At 58.9% G+C, this 26014-nt stretch carries 17 protein-coding genes; 2 read left to right on the top strand and 15 right to left on the bottom strand.

Translation table 11 applies throughout. From position 1 onward, the window contains the following. Window positions 1-309: 309 nt before the first annotated feature. The 9 genes from BE0216_RS06025 to BE0216_RS06065 form a co-directional block, all read right to left on the bottom strand. Window positions 310-1623: an ATP-binding protein gene (locus BE0216_RS06025; protein ID WP_094637416.1), complete on the bottom strand. Its 1314-nt coding sequence runs from the start codon at window positions 1621-1623 to the stop codon at window positions 310-312. A 243-nt stretch (window positions 1624-1866) separates the two neighbouring features. Next, a complete protein-coding gene (locus BE0216_RS06030) occupies window positions 1867-2832 on the bottom strand; it encodes a class C sortase (protein ID WP_094637417.1) in 966 nt (321 codons plus the stop codon). Continuing rightward, a complete protein-coding gene (locus tag BE0216_RS06035; RefSeq protein ID WP_094637418.1) occupies window positions 2829-3296 on the bottom strand; it encodes an HTH domain-containing protein in 468 nt (155 codons plus the stop codon). Before BE0216_RS06035 ends, BE0216_RS06030 begins: the two co-directional genes overlap by 4 nt. Before the next feature lie 88 nt (window positions 3297-3384). Then, window positions 3385-5106 carry a SpaA isopeptide-forming pilin-related protein gene (locus tag BE0216_RS06040; RefSeq protein WP_094637419.1) on the bottom strand — a complete coding sequence of 574 codons (1722 nt, stop codon included), beginning with the start codon at window positions 5104-5106 and terminating at the stop codon, window positions 3385-3387. Between the two features lie 172 nt (window positions 5107-5278). Next, complete coding sequence (locus BE0216_RS06045) at window positions 5279-8782, bottom strand: SpaA isopeptide-forming pilin-related protein (RefSeq protein ID WP_094637420.1); 3504 nt, start codon at window positions 8780-8782, stop codon at window positions 5279-5281. 182 nt (window positions 8783-8964) lie between these two features. After that, complete coding sequence (locus BE0216_RS06050) at window positions 8965-10239, bottom strand: integrase catalytic domain-containing protein (RefSeq protein ID WP_226805655.1); 1275 nt, start codon at window positions 10237-10239, stop codon at window positions 8965-8967. Window positions 10240-10346: 107 nt separating this feature from the next. Continuing rightward, entirely contained in the window at window positions 10347-11039 is a 693-nt protein-coding gene (locus BE0216_RS06055) for a hypothetical protein (protein ID WP_094635851.1), read from the bottom strand. Window positions 11040-11482: 443 nt separating this feature from the next. Further along, window positions 11483-11728 carry a hypothetical protein gene (locus tag BE0216_RS06060; protein ID WP_094635852.1) on the bottom strand — a complete coding sequence of 82 codons (246 nt, stop codon included), beginning with the start codon at window positions 11726-11728 and terminating at the stop codon, window positions 11483-11485. 341 nt (window positions 11729-12069) lie between these two features. Beyond that, window positions 12070-12459, bottom strand: coding sequence for a chorismate mutase (locus BE0216_RS06065; RefSeq protein WP_094635853.1), 390 nt, complete (start codon window positions 12457-12459; stop codon window positions 12070-12072). A 623-nt stretch (window positions 12460-13082) separates the two neighbouring features. On the opposite strand from BE0216_RS06065, the gene BE0216_RS06070 reads away from it, so the two are divergent. Beyond that, window positions 13083-13430 (top strand): type II toxin-antitoxin system RelE/ParE family toxin, encoded by a 348-nt coding sequence (locus BE0216_RS06070; RefSeq protein ID WP_226805715.1) that lies wholly within the window; start codon window positions 13083-13085, stop codon window positions 13428-13430. Window position 13431: 1 nt separating this feature from the next. Beyond that, window positions 13432-13740, top strand: coding sequence for a helix-turn-helix domain-containing protein (locus BE0216_RS06075; protein WP_072724643.1), 309 nt, complete (start codon window positions 13432-13434; stop codon window positions 13738-13740). A 375-nt stretch (window positions 13741-14115) separates the two neighbouring features. On the opposite strand, the gene rho is transcribed toward BE0216_RS06075, so the two are convergent. The 6 genes from rho to BE0216_RS06105 all read right to left on the bottom strand — a co-directional run bounded on the left by rho (window position 14116) and on the right by BE0216_RS06105 (window position 25287). Next, window positions 14116-16191, bottom strand: a complete 2076-nt coding sequence (rho, locus tag BE0216_RS06080) for a transcription termination factor Rho (RefSeq protein ID WP_094635855.1) — start codon at window positions 16189-16191, stop codon at window positions 14116-14118. 377 nt (window positions 16192-16568) lie between these two features. Further along, window positions 16569-18179, bottom strand: a complete 1611-nt coding sequence (locus tag BE0216_RS06085) for an NAD(P)/FAD-dependent oxidoreductase (protein WP_094635856.1) — start codon at window positions 18177-18179, stop codon at window positions 16569-16571. Window positions 18180-18348: 169 nt separating this feature from the next. After that, the gene (locus tag BE0216_RS06090) at window positions 18349-18663 is read right to left on the bottom strand and encodes a DUF2469 domain-containing protein (protein ID WP_003828150.1); all 315 of its coding nucleotides are present in this window, start codon (window positions 18661-18663) and stop codon (window positions 18349-18351) included. A gap of 11 nt (window positions 18664-18674) precedes the next feature. Further along, window positions 18675-19739, bottom strand: coding sequence for a GNAT family N-acetyltransferase (locus tag BE0216_RS06095; protein WP_094635857.1), 1065 nt, complete (start codon window positions 19737-19739; stop codon window positions 18675-18677). A gap of 204 nt (window positions 19740-19943) precedes the next feature. Then, window positions 19944-20432: an HTH domain-containing protein gene (locus BE0216_RS06100; protein WP_193042837.1), complete on the bottom strand. Its 489-nt coding sequence runs from the start codon at window positions 20430-20432 to the stop codon at window positions 19944-19946. A gap of 154 nt (window positions 20433-20586) precedes the next feature. Beyond that, on the bottom strand, window positions 20587-25287 hold the full coding sequence (locus BE0216_RS06105; RefSeq protein ID WP_193042838.1) for a hypothetical protein: 4701 nt from the start codon (window positions 25285-25287) through the stop codon (window positions 20587-20589). Window positions 25288-26014: the final 727 nt, after the last annotated feature.

Genomic DNA, 26014 nt, shown 5'->3' on the forward strand with positions numbered 1-26014 from the left:
CTTCCGCAAGGCATGCAACGGTTCCGGACGGCCTATCTGCGTTAGCGGTAGTGGATTTCGGCCCGTGCGGAGGTCCATCTGCGTTAGCGGTAGTGCCCTTTCATTTGAAACATCGCCAAGGGACACGGTATTTGGCCATTCTACGGTGGGAATAACGCAGATACCCCACTACCGCTAACGCAGATGGACCTCCGCAACCTCCGAAATCCACTACCGCTAACGCAGATAGCCCTAAAACCTCTCCGATAAGAGAATCGGTGCCGATTCATGCCGCTGCTGTTTGCCGACGGGATATCCGATGTGACGTATCTACTCCGCAGAGAAGAGCCCTGCGGAGTAGACAGGTAGGTACGTGACGCTCTCCGCAATTTCGATGTTGCCGTTATACAGCACGTATGCCTCGTCAACCTGGCAGTTCGAGGAGGCGAGCGCATTGTCCAACGCGGCATGGCTTCTGTAGCCTTTGCCGGATTTCACTTCGAATACCGTAACGGTACCGTCCGCCCGTTCAATCGCCGCATCGATTTCACCTATGGCTTTCGACTGATAGTAATGCGTTTGGAACCCGTGCGCCGCAAGTTCCTGCACAACGAAGTTCTCATAGGTGCTGCCGAGATTCACACTTGGCTGGTCATCAAGAATGTCTCGGCTCAACTCCTTGGAATAGGCGCCAGTCAAAAGTCCCACGTCGGAATAAAACAGTTTGATTTTGTTGCGATTCTCCGATAACAGGAATGGGGGCGCCAGTTCTGCGATATTGTATTGGGCTAGCGCCACTCCGGCATTGGTGAGCCAGAGGAACTCGTCCTGCACTTGCGTGAATCGCTTCACACCTTCGATAGACCTCAAATGAAACCGTCGGCTGGAATGCAATAGCTCACTCGGCACCAGATCATAAATATTCTGAATCACCAGACGGCGATCTTTCGGCGCGTATTTGCTGATGTCTTCGCGATAATAGCGACGCAGGTCGTTCTGGATCACCCGCACCTGACCGATATCGTTGGAACCAAGGAACGCGTTCACGGCATCAGGCATGCCACCCACGAGCAGATATCGTTTGAACACGTCGGTGAATCGATTATGCAGATAGTCAGGTATGGGTTCACATTGAGATACACATTGTCGCAACATGTCGAATGCCGTCGCGGGCACGCCGTTGGCCCAACAGAACTCCTCAAAGTCCAGCGAAAACATGCGCACTTCCGTGAGATATCCCACGGGGATGGAACGAATGTTATCCAAAGCGACACCGAGCATCGAACCCGAGAGGATGAAGTCATAGTCGCCTTTATCCACCAGATATTTGATGAATGTGACGATTTGAGGGCACTCCTGCACCTCGTCAACAATGACTACCGTATTCCCGGGAATCATATCGACATCCGACATCACCGACATGCGTAGTTCAAGATCTTGCGCGCTTTGCGCCTGTGCGAAGGAATCCCGCGCACGCATGTTCTCCACAAGATCGAACATCACCACATGGTCGTAAGATTCCTCAGCAAAGGCACGAATCAATGTGGATTTGCCGACCTGCCGAGCGCCTGTCACCAACAACGCCTGTTTGGTTTTGTGCTCTTTCCAGAAGCGGAAACGCTCCATAGCTTTACGTCGCAGCATACCGCCTTCTTTCCCGAAAACATTGCCTTCCTATTAAGATATAACAAAAGTCAGAATTTTGATCACCCTGTTTTTGACACTTTTCGAAATTTCAACACCACTCAAAACGACACTTTTCGGAATTTCAGTATTGCCGACGGCAGATGGCAGGCGAGCGCGTCAACCACATCGTTCAACGCCACCAACCGATTCCGAACCAAAAGGCCCACGAAAGGCCATTCGAAAGGCCCATTCGCGGCCATGTCAATCGGCCAGATGCCAGCATGCGCCGATGGCATTGCGCTTGGATCGGCGCGCGTACCCCGCGATGCGAATGGCGGTCCATCCGACGGCGAGCACGGCCACGGCGATCCACAAGGCGATGGTGCGCGCGTCATACAGATCGGTCGGGTCGGGCGCGGGATCCGGAATGCTCACCCGATGGCCGGAAACCAACAGCCGGTGCGTGTTCACACCATACGGCGTGCACGTCATCAACGTCACCCGATCCTCCCCCGGAACGATGGTCAGCAGCGAATCGTCATCCGGCTCGATCACACTGACGCGATCCACCTCATAGCCGAGCGTCTCCCCCATCACCTCGACATAGAAGAAATCTCCCACCACCAGCTCATCGATACGCGTGAACATCAACGCCTCCACCAAGCCACGATGCCCGGTGACCACACTATGCGTCGACTCGCCGCCCACAGGCAGCGACGTGCCATACAAATGCCCCGCACCACGGGCCAACACGCTTTCGCTGGTGCCGTGGTAGATCGGCAGCTCGATGGAAACCTTCGGAATGCGAATCGTCCCCATCACCCCATCGCCGGCATCCAGCTGCGACTGGTAGTCCTCATCTCGGGAGGCCGCGGAATCATCCTCGCCGGAAGCCGCCGACCCACCGGTCTGCGAGCTGAAAGGGTCGCCCGCCTCCCCCAATACCGACTGGCCACGCTCCACCAGACGCGCGTTGTAGTCGCGCGCCGCGGCCAGCGTCTCCTCGGCTTGGGGGTACGGCCAGCCCTCCACCTGCTGGGAGGCCCGCGCCGACGTGGTGGCCGACGCGCGGGCCGAACTCCACTGCAATACGAGCGGATATCCTGTCACCACGACGGCCGCGGCCAACAGCGCGGCGATGATGGCGCGCATCGCCGCCACCTGCCGTCGCAGTCGCCGCCGCCGCGCTACGATATCGGTGATATCCAGGGCCTCTTCAAAAGTCATGCCATCGGCTCGCGGACAAGACGCAACCGGGAGAGCTCCTGCTCCAACTCATGGATGTGCAACGACTGCTGATAGATGATCAGGTCTCGCAGATCGACTTTTTTGCCGCCCGAATTCGGCAGGGCGACTCGAGTGACATCGTACGGCGACACGTTCTCGACGATGCTTGAGTACGTCGGGCTCGTGTTGCTGTTGATTCTCAGTTGCGCCTCGTCGATGAGGTCCGGCGACCGCTTCCAGCGCGCAAGACATCGTTCGATGCGTTTGGGCCCCACCAGCGACGGATCGAGACCGACCTGGCGGAAGATGGCCGACGGCGATTCCCCGGACAGATAGGCGCGCAGGCAGTCGACTTTGAAATCGTGGGTGTAGCTGATACGGGTGCTGGTGACATGGCTCACCACCGGTAGCACACTGAGGTATGCCATTTCTTCCGGGGTGAACATGCGGCGGTTGCGAGACATGACACATCCTTTCTGTTTGCCGCCTACGCACGCGCGGGATGAATGCGCACCACCCATCCCGCACATGTCGTCGAATCCGAATCGTCCGTCAGGCGCGCAGAGCCTTCTTGGTGCCGCGCATCTTGACGTACACCGTGGCGGCAGCGCCCACCAGCAGCAGTCCGATCACGGAGAACAAGGCGACTCCGGCACCGCCGGTCAACGGCAGCTCGGTCAGGTTCTTGACGTTGGCTACGGTAATGTTCACAACCGGGGACTGGCCCGGATATTCGGTGATCGTGCTGCTGGTCAGCGAGGCAAGCCCTCCCATATTGTCGGTCAGCTCATACACGACCTGAGTGACTTCCCGAGCCTCGTTCACGCCGTCAAAGGTCGGCGTGATGATGACCTCGAGATCCTTGTCCAACGGATTGAGGATATGGTCCGTAGGGGCCTTGGTCTCCTCGACCGTGTAGGTGGTACCGCTCTCGTCAGCGTCCAGACCTTCGAACGTCACCAAACCGCCATTCTTGGAGGTCGCGGTGGCGACGGTGGTACCGTCGGAGTCCTTGAGGGCGAACTCGGCACCGTCAAGCGTACCGCCAGTGGTCTTGTCGGTCTTCTTCAACACCAGCGGGAAGTTGAATACCTTCTTGCCCGGGCCGGGGATCGTGGTGAGCGTGCTGTTGTCGTACGGATCATTCGGAATCTGGATATACGGGCTGTTCTTCACACCATCCAACGGCAGCTGGGCGTGCACGGTAGCCAGATAGGTGACGACCACTTCGGCACCCTGCAGCGTGAAGACGTTGAATTTGCCGTCGTTGGCTGTGTCTTTGGTCTGGTCATAGCCGTTCTTCCGCACATACGAGGACAAATCGATGTCAAACTTCACAGCAGCGTTGTCGAGGTCCGTCGTCGGATCACCATTCGCATCGTAGTAGGTCAGCGTGTAGTCAGTGCCAGCAAGCTCTGCGTTATTCACCTTGACCACAACGGAGCCACTCTTATAGGAGATCATGCTCGGAGCATACTGGGAGTCGAACTGATCGCCTACCTTGAACTGGAACGTGCGTGCCAAGCCGCCCGCGTAAGTAGGAATCTTGGTCGTAAGCGTGTACGACGCATCCTTGTTCACCGCGACGGTTTCGTCGGCGATTGTCTTGTTGATCGTGTCCACGGAGTTCTTCATGTTGATTGTGCCGGTGGACAGGTCGTTGGCGGTGCAGGACTGGGCCGCGAGCCACTCGGTACCTACAAGCATTGCGAGACTCTTCGAAGAGCTGGTGCTGCCATTTGTAACCGCTGCGTTGTCCACAATCAGATACAAGCCTGGGGAGGTCATTGTGAGTTTGGCGGTCTTATCACTAATAGTGATGTTATCGGAAAGAACGTCGCTCAGGGTTAGACTTTTTTTCAGCGAATCGGCGAAGGCACGGGAGGATCCCAAACCCCACGTATCCTTTGTGCCGGTCTGGTCAAGCAGATCGCCTTCCTGAACGGCCCACGACAGTAGATCACCGGAAGTCGGCAGAGTGCCCTCTTCGACGCCTGCGGCGATCAAGGCGCTCTTAATCGATGCAGCGGCGACACCAGTAGTGGTTTTCACACCGGCGACACCATTGTCGGCGGTGTAATCGCCGATTTTCGCATACTTGAAGGTATGCGATGTCAGCTGAGCCGCATTTTCCGCATTAATCGTGATCGTGGATGCGGTCGGCAACGTCACCGTGCAGGGATCCGCCGCATTGGCGGTGGTTGCGCCGATCGTTAGACCGGCGAGCATCGTTGCTGCGGCGGCGATGCCGGCGAATAGTTTTCTCATCTTCATGAGAACCCTCTCTTCCTATATTTTTCTTCTTATAAACAGCGGTGGGAGCCCACACAACACCATCGGCAAACTCCAGAACGCGGGAAAACAACACATCCGCGCACCTTTACCGCCGCAAATCTTCAAACTCTGTATTCAGTTATTCGTCTTCGCTAGCCAGAGGCCGAACGCCTCACACGGTGAGATTCGACCAACTGTTGCGGCGGCACCACGCGCGATAGGCCAACCACACCAGCACCGAAGCGCCGACCAAGGCAAGACCCCACAGCAGCCACTGGCGTCCAGTAGTCCCGCCCGTAAACGGCAAAGACAAGGACGCCTGCTCAAAAGAGTTCGTGAATGCAGCAACGTGCACGGAGATTTCCTGATCCCCGTCCGTCCGGGTCTCGGGATCAACTGGTTCGTTCACAGCTACGCCCGCGTCATTCACGGTACGAACTAACGATGGAGTAGCACTTACGTGCCACCCATTCTTCTGGTAACGTTCAGCGCGCACTGTATAGGTATATTCCGCCTGCGAATAGGTCATACCCTTGATTGAGTCTTCATCGGCCGGATGAATCTCACGTATCGTATATGTGAAGTCCATCTGGTTATACCACGCATTGTTAATCTTGAACGCACCGTATGAAAACTTGAATTCACCGAATGACGCAATGTTCGAGTTTCCTGTTTCCGGTTTGGTCACAGTGACCCGACAAGTGCGTTTGCTGCGATCACAGGACACATTGTCCCCTTCAGGCAACAACAGAACTCTGTCGGAGAAATCATAGGTTTTATTATCACTAGATGTCGCCGTCACACCCGTAGCCGTAATCTCAAAGACAAACTCACCTTCCTCCCAGCCAGATTCGCCGGATACAATCTTCTTTACGTCCAATGAAGTGGCCGTATTTCGGTCGGGTTTCGGTTCATTTTTCACCATCACAGTTGTGGTCCCAGAGAACAAGTTATCCAGTACCGTATCGTTCAGGTCTTGCTTGTTTGCGCCACTCACACCGAGATCGTCATTTTGATAAAGCTGCCGAATCATGAGATTCGACCAACCTATATCATTCTCCAATGTGACGGACTTGAAATCGAGATCACCTGTCACCGATTCGCCAATCGGTCTATACTGAAGCACCGCGTGCCCAGGTTCAGCATCATAAGTCAAATTAAGACGAAGATCCTGACTAGTTTCCGACTTCGTCCAGTCCGTACTATCAGACGGCGTCTCCGAGCTCGGCAATGTCTGCAGCGTGGCCGTGATGTCAGTCAGCGTGCGATCAATTTGATTAGGAGCCGCATATTCCACCAAGGTCCGAATCAGTGAACCCACACCTTTTCTCACACGAAACTCATCATTTTCGTCGCGAGCATCTGCATACACACCTTGATTGGTCACAATGACTTTGACGAGTCTCTTAGTCCACTTATATGAGTCGTCTAGATCAGTGGACTCTTGCAAATAGTATGTACCATTCTCCAGTATGCCGCTGGAGGTGGAGGGGAACACCGCGGCACTATGCAAAAGCACCTTGGAAGAATCAGCGCCATTCAAGTCACTGACTCTCAAATCCGAGGTTGTAGTCGCGGTGTCATAGGGCTGAGCGCCAGCCTTAATTGTAGGATTATCCGAATAGGGGTTTTCGACGTCATCCTCTTTGTACAGATTGAATGTGGCAGTTAGGCTCTCACCGAGATTGGTGAGAGGATCCCAGTTCTCGTCGGTCTTCTGTACGAACAAGCGGTTTTTGACGTTTGGCACATTCAAGTTCAGAGAGAACTGTCTGACCCACTTTTCGCCATCCTTTTTGCTCTCGATGTACAAACGCGAGGTGTTCGTTGCATCGGCATCCTCAAGCTGTTTTGCGCTAGTGAAGTAGTAGGCGACGGTGTACTCAGTATTGCCCCGCTCACTATCGGCAAGCAGGCTGTAGTATTTTTTGATATCGCCGGGCAATTCAGTAATATTGGCCTGATACGCGCCCATCGAAGACACAGTGAACTTATACGCGGCACCATTTTTCGCTGCGTTGGCCACGTCCCCTATGCCTTTAATTGGAGTGGTCTGATAACCATCTAAGGCAGTACCTGATATCACACTCCAGTTATCGGACTGAGTCAGTCCATCTACGCCGTCTCCAGTGTACTTGAGGACCACCGCAAACAAAGTGCCTTGGGCGATGGCGGAAGAATCGATTTTACCACCGGCTTCTGTGGAGCTATTGCCTATCTTGTATATGACATCCGGCGCAGTCACCAAAACACCCGCATTCGCATAGGCACCGGTTTTCCAGATGTTGTAGTCCGCTGTTTCGGAAGTGATATAACCGCCGAATTGACTACCTTCCTCGGGAGGATGATAGTTCAGCTGCATCTCTCCCACGGCACGATAGCCGTCCGGAATTTTTATTTCCTTCAACACGTAGTTCGTATAGCTGGTATCTTGATATATCCCATCAAATGAGAGTGGTCTATTCGGTTTATTTGGATCCATCAACAACAGCTCGCCATTGGAATCCGTTTCGCCAGAGGCGACTTCATGACGTTCATTATTGGCATCGACACCATATAGCTCAAATCCCACGCCAGAGATGGCGTTGCCGGACTGATCGACCTTGGTGATTTTGCTCTGTGGAACCGTGACCAGATTGAATTTCAATGCTAGATTGGAGTCTTGCGCACCACGTTCCAGATAAAAGACCTTAAGCGTATGGTATGTGCCATCGGCGAACGTGTAATGGCTACTGCTACCTCCCACTTCTTGCCAATCATCCGTGGAAGAACCGACTCCAAACGCCTCATCAAGGAATTCGACCGTCTTCCGCCCCTCCTTGAATGAACCGTCTTTGTTCAAGGCATTGCCGTAAGTGATCGTTCCGGTTTTGAAATCGATCGTGACGCCAACAGGATCATGGATACCACCTAGGTCGGCTACCAGCACGCCGTCGATGTAAATCCATACGTCATCGTCGCCGGCGAACTCGTAGGTCATGTTATTGCCGCCCACTGTGCCACCGGTCGGCTGAATGAACCGCGTGGACATCGTCAAACCGAAATGATGGTTCCATGTAGAGCTATTGGACAAGGCGAGATTCGTTTTTTGGACCAATTCCCCATTTTCATCGATATCGAATACTTGACTGGCGGTATTGAAGGGGAAGAACTGGGTACCGCTCATCACGCCGGTGCCGCCACTGGTGATGGCACCTTCCGTGTACAAATCGAACTTGTTGGTCTCTTCGTTGTAGGACGCGAAGTTCTTCTTGCTGTCGTAGTAGTAATAGCCTTGACTATCAACCTGCAACAAGTTACCCACATTCCCGTAGGCCTTCATTCCATCCTCATCCGTCGTGGTCCTCGATGTATCAAACAGATACTGCAACGACTCCGTTGAAGAGCTCACCTCGCCAGACAACCAATTCTTCTCGGCCTTGTCGCGGAACATCACGTAATCATCGATGCCCGTTGTTTCACTTGTCTTGTTGTTGGCGATACCGGTCAGATTAGGATAGCCCTCATCATTGAGTGTGCTCGAAACGATACCTTTGCGAGGGCCGCCTCTCTCATATTTCCAGCTATCAGCGTTCTGCCCCTGCTTGTCTGACTCGCCATTGATATACGGAGGGTCATCGAGATTCTCACGCGTACTGTTTCCCGTCCAGAAATTCGCATAGCCATAGTCCGGCACGCCCGTGCACTCAACCGGAACCTTTATGACGTTGCCACTCTCGTCTTTTTTGTTTTCCGTGCAGTAAAAATGATCTTTAGGGTTGGAGTTGGTCGAAAACTTCCGAGGTTCGTCATTAATAAGTGAGCGCGTAATCGTTGTTCGTTTGTCGTAATGGGTGAGCGCGAAACGGTGCCTGCGATCTATTTGTCGTTTTGTCCGGCGTCGGCGCGCATGCGTTCGATCGCCTTTCCCAAGTATCCCATGTCCAGGCCGGCGCGGCGGGCCATCGCCTCGGTGCGGTCCCGGCTGACGCGTTCGAGTTCGTCCTGGATGACGGCGATCTCGCGGTTGAGGCGGGCGGGGTTGGTGGCGGCGATGATCCCCTCGATGCGGCGGCGGGCGTCGTCGACGACGTATCCGCCGCCCCCGGCGGCGCGGTCGGCGGCGTCGTGCTCCAGCACGCGCGCCCACGGGGTGCGGGGCTCGTCGTACACGGTCTTCCTGCGCCCGTCGCGCCCCTGGTCGACGCGCACGGGCTTGCGGGTGGGCGTGAACAGGTTCAGCAGCACGTAGGTCTTCGCCCACAGCCGGTTGAGCAGCTCGCGCTGCTGCGCGGTGTCGTAGCGCCAGTGGAACGCGTATTTCCTGACGACGTGGTTGTTGCGCGACTCGACGGTGGCCTGGTCGTTCTTCCTGTACGGGCGGCTGCGGGTCTGTTCGATGTCCTGTTCGAGCAGCCAGTCGACGAGCTCGTCGTTGATGAACTCGACGCCGTTGTCGGAGTCGAAGCAGGTGACGGGAAACGGGAAGAGCGGCAGGGCGGTGGCGACCGCTGCCTTGATGTTGGATTTGGCATTGTTGCGGGCGGTGACGTTCACGGTCCAGTTCGTCGCGTAGTCCACCATCGTCAGGGTGCGGGCGAACTCGCCCTTCATGCTGGGCCCGCAGTGGGCCACGGTGTCTGCCTCGGCCAGGCCGGGAACGCGGATTGTCTCGTCGGTGCATTTGCGGATCCTGATCGAGTTGCGCATGTGCTCCGCGGCCGGCCGGGTCAGCGACGCGCCCTTCGGCATGGCGGCCTGTTTGAGCGGTCTGAGCCGCCGGTCGATGGTCGACGGACTCATCGCCAGCACCTGGTCCAGCGCGTCGCCGTCGATGCCGTCGAGCTCGCCGTTCGCCAGGAGCGCGGGAATCCACTGGTCGAACATGGCCTTCATGTACGGGCCGCACGGCATGCCCATGAGCAGCCACAGGCGCTCCAGCAGCCGCTGCGCGCCCGCGTCGTACTTCGGCCGCCTGCCCCGCGCCGCGCCTTTCACGGGTTTCTCCCTCTCCGCCTGCGTGAGCAGCCGCCGGGCGGTGGACCTGCCCATCCCGACGGCCTCGAGGCGGTCGAGGATCTCGCCCTTCTGTTTCTTGTCGCCCTTGGCGTACTCCGCCTTGAACCTGTTCGTCAGCCGTTTTCTCGTGGCCATGTCCAGTCTGCCTTCCATAAGGCAAGCATCCCCGCGAACGACGCGGGCCGCGCGGGATTTCGCGCTCATTATTTATGACGAACGGAATCCAATTTCGCGCTCAAACATTACGACGAACGTCGCTTCAGCGCATGATCTTTGTTGATGTACTTATCATAGGAATTGTCTGACCGCTGATTCGCCGCAGTCCAATAGTCGAATAGGTTAATCGTCGTGCCTGCGGGAGACACCGTGTCTTTGACAAGGAACTCATCAAAATCACTATCCGTCAGCTGAGTGTCAGCCACGATGGTCGCATCATCCTGCTGGTCGATGGCGTTCGCATCAGAGCCACTGTCGTTCGACAAATCGGAATCATCCGTGTTAGACTCATCCGCCGCGCCAGAACCATCGCCCGAGGTGCCATCGTCACCATCAGAGCCTTCGGATTCGTCTGCATTGCCGGCATCATCGCCGGCGTCTCCGGTGGACGTGTCTCCGTCAGGCGTAGTATCGGTGGTTTGGCCCGGTTGGGAATCCTGGTTCTGGTCGGTCGTGTCAGTCGTTCCGGCCGATTCGGTCGTGTCAGTTGAGTCAGTCGAGCCACTCGTGTCAGTCGTATCGGTTGCATCGGCCTGACCGTTGGCGGTCTGATCGGTCTGGTCGGTCTGGTCGGACTGGTTGGTCTGATCGGACTGGTTGGTCTGATCGGTCGGTGTGATTACGGTTTGAGTCTGTTCACCGCTATTCTCATCGCCAGGGTTGGCCACGGCGATGGCCGCTCCCGAGCACAGTGCGACGGCGAGCGCAGCCGCCGTCAACGATGCCGCAAGACGATACCCCCCCCCCTATTGAATTTCATCCCAAGCCAGGCGCTGCTGTGTTTGCAGGAATCCGTCGACTTTCCGTGCTTCATTGCGCTTCCCCTGTCTTACAGCCTCATATCAACAAACACCCCCATACTACCCCTTGACCCTCAGACTTCGGCCACCCTACAACGCATCCACAGCCCCCGAAATATGCGCAAAAACACGTACCCTCCGCTGCAATTCCCCCGAAGAGCGCATTCCCCCGTTCAGCGGGTGTTTTCTCGATGAGGCGTCTCATCGCAGTCGCATAGACATTCGATGCAGCGCTTTTTCGAAATTCCAAACCCGCCCGAAGCGGCGATTTTCAGAATTTGCCCAATCACGCCCCCCCCCCCCCGTCGCGGACGGCAACATCATCACATCACCAACGATCGCGTCACTCATCAACGATCACGTCACAGGGCGCTGAGATCCACCTCATAGGTCATAGCCTGCGGCAAGGCCGGCGGTTGGATGAACATGCTCATGTACAGCGGCAAATAGATGATGGCACCATCCTGCCTGACATTGCTTTTGCTGAGCACATACGCTTGGCCGATCCCCCATTCCGGCACGGCAAGCACGTTGTTCAACGCCTTATGCGAAGTCCAATCGTTACCGGATTTCACCTCGATTGGCAGCACCTCACCCCCCGACTGCACAACAAAGTCAATCTCCCCGTAACGTTTTTCTTATACCGGAAGTACTCTCTGTAACGTTTTTCGCGTGATTGAAGGGTCATTCTGTAACGTTTTTCGCGTGAATGGAGGGTTATTCTGTAACGTTTTTCTCAAAAAAATAGTGTTGTTTGTAACGTTTTTCCTGAGATTGGGCTTGACCGTCGTAACGTTTTTCAAAACTTCACGGTGGGTGCCGGCTCGCATGGGGTACCGGAATTGCAGTTGATCGCCGTACCGTTTTTCAACAACTACGCGGCAAGAGTCGCCGTATGGCGGTTTGCGCCATGCGGCGTCACGGTCGGCACGCGACGATGACGGCTCGATCAGGCGAAGACGTCGAGCACGCCGGGGTCGCCACCGGCGGCGGCGATGCGCGCATGGCGTTTTTTGGCTTCGGTGACCACGAATTCGCGATACATCTCCGCGATATCCGGGTCCAATCCCGCATCGACGGCGATGCGGTGCAGACGTTCGATCTGATAATCCTCGCGCTTCATATCCTCGGGGGCGAATCCCGCCTGCGCCTTGAGCACACCCACACGCGACGTGGCCTTGAAACGCTCCGCCAGCAGCGAGATGATCGCGGAATCCACATTATCGATGGTCTGCCGCAACGCGGTGATCGCCGCCACGGCCGTCGCGGTTTCGGGATGCTCCGCCGCCTGCGTCTCGTCGATGGTGGAGTTCTGCCAGTCGCTGCTCGTTTCGCTCATGCCCACCAGCCTACTACCTGCCGGCCCCACGAACCGAGAACGGATGAAGACTCCTAAGCTGGATTACGTGAAGCACCAGTGCCGGCCATGAACCGAGGGCGACCGTCATACAGCTTGGAACGGTTGGCACACGACCTCAAGACACCAACACACAACCTCAGGACACCAACACACAATCTCGGGACACCGATACATGGCCCCGGACAACCGACACATTTCTCGGGCGGCTGATTTGGCTTTTGGGCGGCTGTCTACCCCTTCGGGCGGTTGACTTGAGCTACGGGCGGCTGGCAAACCTCTCGGGCGGTTAATTTTGGCTTCGGGCGGCTGGCGTCTAAGACCGGATGCCGTCAAAACGTCTTCCCCTTGATTAAAAACGTTGAAATTCCGCCATTCTTGATTTCGTTGAAAGTGCTAGGCGGGAGGAATGCCCGATCCGGTAACCGCCCGAAGCCAAAATTAACCGCCCAAAGCCCACGACAACCGCCCATGCCCACAATCAACCGCCCGAGGGGACAAAGAAACCACCCGAAGAGGCAAGGCGCTCACCTAAATCCAAACACAATGACACGCGACTCTCCATAAATACCAATATTGGTATACTCGTTGATATGTGGAACATAGTGTTGGACCCAATCAAAGACTGGCTGGACACTCTAGATACCGAATCCGCGGAACAAGTGCAAGCCGCGCTTGAAATACTTCGCGACCAAGGGCCGAATCTCAAGCGCCCACTAGTCGGCAAGATTGAGGGTTCGCGCATCGTCAAATCAATGAAAGAATTACGTCCCGGCTCTGTAGGTCGGAGCGAGATACGCATTCTATTCGTCTTCGACCCCAAACGACAGGCAATCATGCTGGTCGGCGGCGACAAACAACGCAGATGGAACAAATGGTACAAAACAGCCATCGAGCAGGCTGAGGCACGTTATCTGGCGTGGCTTGAAGAACAATACAGCAAGGAGAACTGACATGACCTACACCATCGAGGATTTCGCTCGAGACCACAACACCGACCCCACTAAAGTAGAGGCCGCAAAAGCACGGATGCTTGAAGAGATGCGCATATACGAACTCAAAGAGGCTCGCAAAGCGCAGGCGCTGACGCAGAAGCAGCTCGCAAAGCAGATGGGCGTGAGCCAGAAGCGCGTCAGCATCATCGAATCCGGTGATGTGGATCACGTTATGGTCAGCACACTGAAGAAGTATCTCAACGGCATCGGCGGTTCACTGAGCATCACCGCCAAACTTCCCAGCGGCGAAACCCTAGAATTGGCGTGATGTGTGTTGCGCTGCCGGAATGCCCTCCGACAACGCAACACACATGACCATATGCCCCATCCTCATCGCGCCGGCCACGCCCATGCATCCCCATCGCGCCGAGCGCATACCATATCCCCGTCATGCCGAGCGTATTCGAGACATCTCCCATACAAGCAGTTGGCACTTGATGCTTCCAGTTGGCATCCGATCTGAACACATACGGAAACGGCCGGTTGAGAGAACCCCGTGTTTCCAAGGTTTTCCCAACCGGCCGTAATAGCGGTCTCCTTCAGACAGTGCCAACTGGAGACCTCAGGTGCCAACTCGGTGCCCCACCGGGCTAATCAGGGCTCGTTCACACCCTGACCAATAGTCGAGAGCACCGTTTGTCAATCAGTTGCCGTTGACGGCGCCGCCGCCCTGCTGCTGCACGATGGCGGCGAGGAAGTCGCGGTTGCTGGCGGTCTTCTTCAGGCGCGGCACCAGAGTCTGGTAGGCCTGCTCCGGCTCCATACCGCCCATCAGGCGACGAAGACGGTAGACGACCGGCAGCTCGTCCGGCGCGGTGATCAGCTCCTCGCGGCGGGTGCCGGAGGCGTTGATGTCGATGGCCGGGAACAAGCGCTTGTCGGCCAGTTCGCGGCTCAGACGCAGCTCCATGTTGCCGGTGCCCTTGAACTCCTCGAAGATCACCTCGTCCATCTTCGAGCCGGTCTCCACCAGCGCGGACGAGATGATGGTCAGCGAGCCGCCGTTTTCGATGTTGCGGGCCGCGCCGAAGAACTTCTTCGGCGGATACAGCGCCTGCGCGTCCACACCGCCGGACAGGATGCGTCCGGAAGCCGGGGCCGCGATGTTGTAGGCGCGGGCCAGACGGGTCATCGAGTCGAGCAGCACCACCACGTCCTGGCCAAGCTCCACCAGTCGCTTCGCGCGCTCGATGGCGAGTTCGGCGACCGTGGTATGGTCGGAGGCGGGGCGGTCGAAGGTCGACGAGATGACCTCGCCGGCCACGGTGCGCTCCATGTCGGTGACCTCTTCGGGGCGTTCGTCCACCAGCACCACCATCAGGTGCACTTCGGGGTTGTTGGCGGTGATCGCGTTGGCGATGTTCTGCAGGGTGATCGTCTTGCCGGCCTTCGGCGGGGAGACGATCAGACCGCGCTGGCCCTTGCCGATCGGCGAGACGATGTCCATGATGCGGCCGGTGAGCTTGTTGGCCGTGGTCTCCTGCTTGAGACGCTCCTGCGGGTAGAGCGGGGTGAGCTTGGCGAACTGCGGACGGTTCGCCGCCTCTTCGACGCTCATGCCGTTGATCGAGTCGATGGCCTGCAACGGCACGAACTTCTGGCGCTGGTTGCGACGGTCGCCCTCACGCGGGGCGCGGATCGTGCCGTGCACGGCGTCGCCCTTGCGCAGGCCGTATTTCTTGACCTGGCCCATGGAGACGTACACGTCGTTGGGGCCGGGCAGGTATCCGGAGGTGCGCACGAAGGCATAGGAGTCGAGCACGTCGACGATGCCGGCCACGGGAACCATGTCTTCGGCCGGCTCTTCGCGGCGGCGATCCTCGCGCGCCACGCGCTCCTCGCCGCGCTGGTCCTCCATGTCGCGGTCGCGGCCGCGCAGGCGACGTCCACGGCGGTCGACGCCACGTTCGACATTGCGATCGTTGCGATCGTTACGGTCATTGCGATCGCCACGTTCGTTACGCTCGGCACGGTCGTTGCGCTCGCCGCGTTCGGCACGATCACCGTGGTCATCGGCGTTGCGGTCGCGACGCGCGCGGCGCGGACGCTCGGGCTCGGCTTCGTCGCGGGATTCGTGCTTCTGCGTGGGCAGAGTGGCGAGGATGTCGTCGAGATCGCGCACGCCCTCTTCGGGTTCGGGCGCGAGGACGGGTTCGGGACGGCGGCGACGGCGCACATTGGCCACGATCACCTCATCGCCGTTCTCGTCAAGCTGCGGCGCGCGATCGCGCTTCTTGGCGTCGCGAGCGCCGCGCGGCTCGTTCTGGGCGATGGGCGCGTCGATGCCCAATTCGTCGAACAGGTTGGCGGCGTCGGCCGGCACGTCCGGATGAGCGCCTTTGGCGCGGGTGGCGGTACGGCTGGTACGGCCGGAGCTACGGCGGGCGGCGCCGTCTTTCGCCGATTTCTTCGGCCGGTCGTCAGCGTCCGGCTTCGTTTCAGGAGCGGCGGCCTGCGGAGCCTGCGCGGAGGCCGATTCGGCGGCCGCCGGAGCGACCGGCTCAGCGACCTGCGAGGCAGCCGGAGAGGCGGCCGGAGAGGCGGCTTTGGGCGCGCGCACGGTCACACCGGCCGGGGCTTCGCCACCGGAACGGGCGGCCTGCAGGGTGGCAAGCAGATCGGGCTTGCGCATGGTGGAAGTGCCACGAAGACCCATCTGCTTGGCGAGCTCCTTGAGCTCGGAGAGCTTCATATCTTCAAGATTCTGGCTTGTTGCCACTGGTAGTGCCTTTCCTTGGCCCAATCGGCGCAACCGAACAGGGCTCATAAGAATGATTGCGGTTAGTCCGCTGTCGAACGTTCGCGGCAAAACCGTGCTCGCGAACTGACCCTAACCTTACAACGCCCGCACGACCAAAGCAAAACGCCCGACGACTCCCGCCGTTCGTCGCCCTCCCTCAAGCGAGGCGTCCTTCCCACCGCCATCCTGAGGAGATGCCTCGACTCCGCTCGGCATGACGACACATCAACCTTGCCGTCAAGCCAACGCGAAAGGCCGACCCTCCGATTGGGGAGGATCGGCCTTTATGACGCGATGCGCCGCGCTCCACTCACCGCCCGAGCGCCAAGCCCGGCTGCGGCGGCGGAGGAGGAACGCTACTTCTGCTCGTGGTAGGACTTGTCGGTGTTCACGCTCCACACGTTGCGCTTCGAGGTTTTGCCGGACTTGATGTTGCCGACGGCCTCAATGGCGGTGGCCATGGAGTGGTCCATGTTGTTGTAGCGGTGCTGTCCGTTGCGGCCCACGCAGTAGAGGTTGCCGAAGCCGTCGAGGTATTCGACCAGTTCGGGCATGCGGTCGTAGGTGTCGAAGTAGGCGGGGTACGCCTTCTTGACGCGCTCGCGGTGGGAGTCGATCACGTCCTGCGGGCCGTTGATCACGCGCATGCGGGTGAGTTCGGAGACGGCGAACTTGACGACGTCCTCCTCGCTCATGGACCAGAAGGAGTCGCCCTCCTCGCAGAAGTATTCGAGGCCGACCCACACGGTGTCGTCCACGTCGTTGACCAGATACGGGCTCCAGTTGTTGAAGATCTGCAGACGCCCCAGCTTGTAGCCCGGATCCTGCACGTAGATCCAGCAGTCGGGCACGATCGGCGGGTTGCCGAGGGTGGGGATGTCGGTGGTGTTCTTCAGGCGCAGATGCTTGACCAGCAGGCCCACGGTCACGAAGTCGCGGTAGGGCAGGCCGTTGGCCACCTCCACCATGTCGGCGGGCGCGGGCTTGGCGCCGGCCTCACCGGCGGCGGCCGGCGCGTTGATCGCGTTGACCAGGTCCTTCACCGGCATCGAGGAGATGAACTGGTCGGCCGCGAGTTCGGTGCGGTTGCCTTCGGAATCCTCGTACACCACGGCGGCGATCGCGCCGTCCACCTGCTTGAGCTCCACCACCTTGGCGTCGGTGAGCACCTTGACGCCGGCGGCGGCGCAGTTCTCCTCGACGGTCTCCCACAGCTGGCCGGGGCCGTACTTGGGGTACCAGAACTCCTCGATCAGCGAGGTCTCGACCTCGGAGCTGTCGCGCTTCTTGGGGCTGAGTTTGGCGAAGGCGTTCTTCAGCACGCCCATGATGCTCAGTCCCTTGACGCGCTGCGCGCCCCAGTCGGCGGAGATCTGCGAGGGATGGCGGCCCCACAGCTTCTCGGTGTAGCCCTCGAAGAACATGGAGTAGAGCTTGCGGCCGAAGCGGTTGATGTAGAAGTTCTCCAGATTGTCCTCGGGCAGCTTGTGCACCATGGAGGCGAGGTAGGAGAAGCCGGCCTGCATGGTCAGTTTGAAGCCCATCGCCCGGAAGGTGTTGGCGCTCAGCGAGATCGGATAGTCGAAGAACCGGCGGTTCCAGAAGATGCGGGAGACACGGTGGCGCTTGAGCATCACCTTGTCTTCGACCTCGGGATCGGGGCCGCCCGGCTCCATATCGTGTTCGCGGCCGAGCTTGCGGTCGTCGTATGAGGGCGCGCCCTGCAGCGGAAGCGTGTCCTTCCACCACTGCATGATGCGTTCGTCCTTCGAGAAGAAGCGGTGGCCGCCGATATCCATACGGTTGCCGTTATGGCGCACGGTACGTGAGATGCCGCCGAACTCACGGGTCTCCTCAAGCACGGTCACGTCGTACGCTTCTGCGCCGCCGTCCTTGATCAGTTCCCATGCGGCGGTCAGACCGGCGGGGCCGCCGCCGATAATCACCACAGATTGTTTTTCGGTCACGATGTCTCCTTGCTCATCAAAATCAGGGACAGTCTACCCGACCCCGCGGCGAACGCACGCTCTTCATGTGCGAATGCACACAGAATCATTCCCAGCATAGCCCGCAAAAGCCCGCCATTTCGCCTGTTATCGTTCACACCAGCGAAAAGGGGGCGGGCTGAGGCGCCAATCAGTGGATATCGTCGGGAATGTCGATATCGGTTTTCTGCACTTCCTCGACGTTCACGTCCTTGAAGGTCACGATGCGCACGGATTTGACGAAGCGGCTGGAACGGTAGACGTCCCACACCCATGCGTCGGTGAGCTGCACGTCGAAATAGACGTCCTGCCCGGCGGAACGCACGTTGAAATCGACCTTATTCGCCAGATAGAACCGGCGTTCGGTCTCCACCACGTAGGTGAACAGTTTGATGACGTCACGATACTCCCGATACAGGGCGAGTTCGGCGTCGGTTTCGTAGTTGTCGAGATCCTCGGCACTCATATGTCGTTCGCTCACTTACCTTCCGTGTCGCGCTTGCGGCCGCGGCCCAACGTGCGCCACCATGCGTCCTTCGACGTTTTGCGTTCGGACTGCCCGTAGGGCCAGTTGCTTTCCGGTTCCGATTCGCCCGAAGCGCCGGCATTGGCCGGATGCGGCCTGCCGGTGGATTCTCCGGCCGCCGGTTCGGCCTCGTTCATATGATCCTCGCGTTTCGGCTCGCCCGCAGGCGTCTCGCCGGAGTGTTCGGATTCGCCCACGGCGGTTTCGCCATCGCCCAAATCGACCGTCTGCCGGATGGCGAGGGAGTGCTCGCGCGCGCTCAACGCCTCCTTGACGCCGGGATTGTCCTCGAACACGTGCATGCCGAAGGCGTCGAGGGAACGGATCGGGTCGTATTCGTCGACCAACGTGTCCATCACGATCAGATCCTGGTATTTGTTGTTCTCCGTATCCCACAGGGCGTCGCGCGAGACGCCGGAGGGCACGAAGCCCAGCGAACGGTAGACGGAGTTCGAACGGGAGTTCTTCTCGGGCACGCCCACCCAGATGCGGTGCATGCCCAGGCCAGCGGGCTGCGGCGCGAATCCGAAGGTCATCACGCGCGGCATCGCGTCTCGCGAATAGCCGCGGCCGCGGTAGTCGCGTCCCAGAATCACCTGGATGCGCGCGGAACGCGACCAGCCGTCCACATCGATCAGGAAGATCATGCCGATCACCTTGTTGGGCGTGGGGGCGTCGAACTCGCCGTCGTCGTCATGGTCGGCGTCGGTGAGGATGGCCCAGGCCACGGTGCGGCGGGATTCGGGATCGCCCACGCCGGATTCCGCCGGCTGCTGCCCGTTCGTCCATGCCACGGAACGTCGGACCCATGCGTGCACCAGCGCGCGCTCGGCGGCCGCGTCCTTGCCGGTGATTTTGGACGCGCCGTAGAAGGCGTCCAGCTCGTCGAGCCTGGGAAGATCCTCCACGGTGGCGGGCCTCAGATGCACCATCTCGCCACGAATCGGCGGAATGACGATACGTGCAGGCAGCTCGCGGGACGACTCCCCTGTTTTCTGAGCGGTGTTCTCGATCATGGTTCCTAACATTTCCTCATGATTGGTCAACAATCAATGCCGAACATATCTTACTCGGCTGTATGAACGCTGGAAGAAAATCGAGCGTGATATGCCCCACACCCCACCATGCGGCACGGCGTGTTTTCGTTCAGGATCCGTGTTTCGTTCAGGATCCATAGGAGTAGTAGGAGCATGGTGGAATGGGACGGCCGCCCACCGTTCTCAGCCGCGTCCGAGGCTATGGCGCGATGCCTGGTAGCGTTGCACGCGGTCCGAACGGGTTACGCCCACGCTTATTCCGGGCAGCGGCACCGGCTCGCGCGCAATGCGCTCCTCGAGACGCGCCACACGCTCCTCCAACTCCGAGATCCGACGCGCCTGCATCAACGTGAGCGAACGCGTCAAAACCTCCAACGAGCCGCCCGACGGCACCGACATGTCCACATCCCGGGTGTCGTCGTCGCCCTGCGCGTCCAACGGCATCGACGCCCACCGGTTCGTGCACCGCTCGATGCGCTTGCGCCCGATGATCTTCGGGTCCAGCCCCGCCTCACGGAACAGGGCCACCGGAGACTCGCCCGCCCGATACCGGCGCAGGAACTGTTTGCGGAACTCCGGCGAGTAATGAATCCGATACTCGCTCACATCCGCCACCGCCGGCAACGTGAGCAGATACGCCCGCTCCTCACGCGTGAACGCCGTACGACCCATCGCACACCTCCAAACCAACAACTACGACACGGCCCGCCCCATAGCGAACCCCGCCCCGTTGGTTGGTCCGGCCGGGCCGGCTGGACCAACCAACGAGTCCGCCCGGCCAGACGTTCCTCCGTGGAACGCCGGACCGGGCGAAATCCTGTTTTTCCTACGCGTGGTTGCTCCACAGTTGTGAGCCCTTACGCCAGCGCAGCCACGCGGCCAGACCAAGCAGGGCGACCAGCACCGCCGGCACGATCACCTGCATCCACCACGGCTTCGTACCCGTCAATGGCAGTTGGCTCACCGGGGGCAGGCTCGCCGTCCATTGGCCCTTCCACGTCACGGCCGTGTTGTAGTCGGTGATCCGCTGCGTGGTCGTCTGCGCCGCCGGGTCCACGACGTTCTTGCCCTCATCGACGGACCAGCCGTTGAACGTCACCGTACGCGAATTATTGTTCTCGACCTTCCAGTTCAACGGCCCCTGCTTGCCTTGGAAATCCGACTGCTTCTCGCCCAAGTTCACCGTGGGCAGGTAATAGCGGTCGAACAGGTAACGGCCCGTATACGCCGGATAATTCGCCAACATCGACGCGATCGAAGGTCTTTCAGCAGAACCATCCCCCATAGGATAACAGGGCATGCCATCCATGAGCAGCCAGCACAATGACGGCTTGAACGAGCTGTCATGCAGCATCGAGATGTTGTCCGCGTACGAGACCTTCTGCTCCACGCGGTACACCGCCACCATCAACGTGCCCGACAGCCCCGGGTTCGTCGCGGTCGGCCCGGACTCCGAGGTGGGGTTCGGCGTGTACTTCCAGCTCGTATTCGCGATGTCGTTGCCCAGACCTTGAACCTTCAGACCACCGGACAACGCCACATCCCCCGTCGTGCAGTACAGATCCCGCTGGCTTGGAATGGTGACGCCCTTATCCCGCAGCAGCTGGTCGCATGTCTGTCCCGACACCAACGACAGATTGACGTAGTCGTCGGTGGTCCCACTCTCTGGCTTCACCCTCGCCTTGGCGGTCAACGTTGCCGGAGGCATGTAATCGGGATCCTGGTCGTACCGGTACGTGGTCGCCAACATATTATTCGAGTATTTCTCCGGCACCGGCATGATGAACCGCACCGTACTCGTCTGGAACGCGGGGATTCCGTCTTTCTTAAAATCGTTCTGGTTGAACGCGGACCACCCATCGTAAGGGACACCGGTCACCACGGTACCCACATAATACTGGTACGTCTTGCCGAACACGCTCTCCACCGTGCGCACCGTATCGTTCTGACTCCATTGCGCCTCGAGATACACGCCCTTCGCGTCGTCGGGGATCGCGAACAAGCCGATAGTGATGAGATTGCCCGGCTGCACGTTCGGCAATGGCACCGTGTTGTCGCCCACGACGGTCGTAATCTCATCGCCCTTCGCAGCGCACTTCTCGTCCGTACACCAGTACGCCTTCCACCCCTCGAAATACCAGGTCTTGCCATTGGACGCCGTGCGCGTGGGCACCACGTTCTGCACCTCGACCTGCGCGGTCGACGGATCCCGGCCGGCCAGATTGTACGACACGTCCACCGGCATCGAATTCTGATCCACCTGCCCCTCTTTCGTGCCAGCTTGCACCGTAGAATCACCCACGTGGAAGGTCGCCTGGTACGTGACCGCCGTCGCGCTGATCGACAGCGTGTACGGCTGCGTCGAATACTTGGGCGTCTTATCGTACACAAGGCAGTATATCCACTGGGAGGGCGAGCCGTTTCCTTCCGTCTTTTCGAAGAAACAGCGGTTGGAATGGGCCGAACCCGGACTCCAGAACGTGCTCTGGAATCCGATATTCCCAGTGCCGACGGCGACATGCTCCTGCGGCGTGGGATCGATAGGCAGGTCTATCGTCGTCTTTCCGTCGTATTTGGTCACCTTCACCTGATAGTTCGTGTAACCCAACTCGCGTTTGAACCGGAACAGCATACCACGCCCGGCCCGATAGTCGTTGTGCTTGTAGTAGCGGTCAGAACCGTATTTTATCTGCTGAACTTCGTCGCCTGGCTTCAAGGCCTCGAGCTGGGTCGTCCACGCCGCCCACTCCTGACGCGGATTCGATGCCCAGGTCATCTTCGTCTCATAGTTGCCAGACTTGATTGTGCCGGAGTGCTCCCAACCCTCCACTTCGACTCCGTTTTCGTTGAACTTGCCGTAGTACGCCCTGTACATCTGCAGATCGCTCACACCGGTCGTGTTGCCGATGAACAACTCGCGGTTGATCGACTTGGTCCAGGTCAGCTTCACGCTCACATCCGTGGTCACACCCTCAAGGAAAATGAAGTACGGGTGGATCGACATCATATTCTGCTGCGCATTAGAAAGGTTGGAATCGGTGGTGGAGGTCACCATGCTCCCCGACGGGCGGTACAATTGGATTCCCTCGCACACCGCCACCTTGACCCCGTTCAGCGCCCCACCGGACAAGGTCGTATACGCGCACGGCATGCTGGTGGCATCCGTCGGCTCCGCATTACCGCCTTGCAGGTCGCCGGTCTTGCCCATATAGGTCGGCACCGACGCGCGCTCCAACGTCTTCTCGTACGCACATCCCTTCTTGTTCGCCGCAGTGTCGGTGCTCGTCGCGCAGATCGTGATGGCTGACAGGAACTGCGTCCACCCAAGGGTCTTATCGGACTGCGAAGTCATGTTGTCCTGCTGGTAACGGATGTCGTTCAACGCCAAAATAGCCACGCTGCCGCCGTTATACACCGAAAGGCCGTCCACGGACAAATCCGTGTACTGAGCATCCGTGTATACCTCATCGTTGGCTCCCAAACCATTCTGGGTTTTCGTGTCCCAACTATTGGAGAGCATACCGTACATTGCCGATGTACCAAAGATACTAGTGAAAACTCCTGTTTGAGCGGCACTCTTAATCTTGCCACGCAACTCCGAGCCGTCGTCAGTCCCTCCAGTGTATTGGCCGCCCAAAGCCTTGTTGATCTGAACCTTCATGGTCTCGAAGCCGGGGTTGAGCGACTGGTTCCTGACCGTGGTGACCATACCGATGGTCTGCTGGCCCGCGGGACTCATACCTCCCGTATTGTTCTCGTACTCGGTCGTGCGCCCGGAGATCGACGTCACGCTCACGTTATGGCTGCTGCCCGTCGTCCTCACGGTAGTGCCAGCGATTGTACTACTACCGTTAACGCTCGCGCTGATGGACTCCTTGACGCACAGCAGGAACCCCCTACTGCTACTACTGCCGCTAGCGGGTTCCTGGAACGTACTTCCCAGGGTTCCACTCGTGGCCTTCAACGTGAATGACTGCATGTTCGTCGAGGGGTTCAACTCACCCACGGCAGCAACGGTAACCCTGCGTGTATCAGCGCTGGCACTGTTCAGACTGTCATACACTTTCGAGTTCGTGGACTCACTGCACTTCTCGTTCTCGTCGGCGGTGTAGCCCTCTTTGAGATACATCATCAACTGGCTGCCCGCATACGTCTTCTGCACCTGGAACGAAATCCAACCCGTCTCATGCGTGCTCGCGTCGCCCGTCGCCTCTGTCACAACCGTCCCGCTCAGGCCCGTACCCGAACTGTCGACGCCCAACGAACGATACCCCACGCGGATGCTACCCGTGTTCACGAACGACACCACGACCTGCGCGCCATCCGGCAGCTTCGTCAACATGCACTTGTTCACCTTGGAGCCGGTACCGCTCTCGAGGTTCCCATCGACCCACGGCGTGCACTGGTTGGTGGCCGTCTTGCCGCCGCTCTCATCGTACGCCAGCACGTACGTCTCATTGTTGATCGTGCCCATCCACGCCAGGCGCATACGCAACTGGCCTTGGTACTTCAGCCACACGCCGTCGTACTTGTAGCCCTGGCCGTTCGGCAAACCAATGGAGCTCAGATAATAGTTACTGCTACCAAGTACGGCGGGTTTGCCGTCGACGCGCTGAATGTACTCACTTCGGAAGCACTTACTCACGAGAAAAGCGAAAGCCGATGTACCATCAGTGATGCCTTCATTGGGGAAATGCGTCTTAAGAATCGTAATCAGTTCGTCCTCGTCCTTGGCCAACGTCATATGCGCGCCACAGTTGTACGTCGTGTAGATCTCGGCATCGACACTGGCCTTATTCGTGGGATCCACTTTGACGAACCCCAAGGCATAGTTGTCATACCTATTGTTTGACGACGCTGTGGTGGCCTGGCCATTCAACGTCAAACCGACCTTCGGCACATTGGTTTTCAAATCACCCACCGTGTAATCCGTGTACGCCTTCGCGTTCTTCGGATCCCACGTCGTGGAGTTCACCGCCTGGGCGTCCGTGCCGTCATCGTTCGCCGCGAACACACCCTCATCCGCCGACACACCAGTATTGTCGCCGGATGAATCATCCGAAACGACGGACGGCTCATCCGACGCGTCCGCCACGTCCGACGTGCCGGACGCGTCGCCGGCCGAATCACCCTGCACGTCGGCATCGCCCGCACCGGTCGCATCGGACGCGTCGGACGAATCAGCGGACGAACCGGTCGAATCAGCGGACGAGTCACCGGTCGCACCGGTCGAATCGGACGTATCGGTCGAACCGCCGGCGGTACCGGACGTGTCCTCGGACGAGCCGGCGGTGCCGGTCGAATCAGTGGTGGTGCCGGTCGTATCGGACGTGTCGGTGCCGGCGGTACCGGTCGTGTCGGTGGTGGTCTGGGCCGTGTCGGTGCCGGACGCCTCCTCGGCGTACGCGTTCGTGGCGCTCGTGGCCACACCCGCCAACATCGCCAACGCGCACAAGGACGGCAACGCCCTACGCGCCACAGCGCACGTCGCCCTACCGACAGCCTCCAACCAACGAGCATCCATCATGAACGGCACCTCAATCAATCAACCAAACCAATCCCACGACCCCATGCGAGGCGCCGGACCGGACAGCCCGCCTCACGGCGGACCGACGAACAACAACCACAACCACCCGGACCAAACCAGGCGAAACGTCATCACACACCCCCGCCACAAGCAGGAGCCCTATCCCACCACTCACGGCGGGAACCATCCCGCCATTCAGGTCGGGAACCATCCCGACCAGTCGGGTCGGGGTCCATCCAGCCACTCAGGCTGGGGTCTATCCCAACCAATCAGGCCGGGCCTTATCCCACCGTTCAGGTTGGGAACCTTCCCGATCATTCGGGTCGGGGCCTATCCCAACCCATTCGGGTCGAGAACATCCCAACCGTTCAGGTTGGGAACCTTCCCGATCATTCAGGTCGGGGCCTATCCCAACCGTTCAGGTCGGGAACCGTCTCAACCATTCCGGTCGAGCGCATCCCGACCGTTCAGGTCGGGAACCATCCAGCCCGCTCGCGGGCCGGGACCGCCCCATCGAAGCCGGGGCCGCTTCCCTCTCGTTTTCTTTTCCGTCATCCCACGTGGGGACGAAAGGGTTTCCGTCATCCCACGTGGGGACGAAAGGGTTTTCGTCATCCCGGGCGGGGACGGAAAGGAGGTTTTCTTTTTCGTCATCCTGAGCGGAGCCCGTGAGGGCGGAGTCGAAGGATCCCGGAACCGTCGGCACCGAGGAACACGAAACCCCACA

It is taken from the genome of Bifidobacterium eulemuris, assembly GCF_014898155.1.
Taxonomy (GTDB): domain Bacteria; phylum Actinomycetota; class Actinomycetes; order Actinomycetales; family Bifidobacteriaceae; genus Bifidobacterium; species Bifidobacterium eulemuris.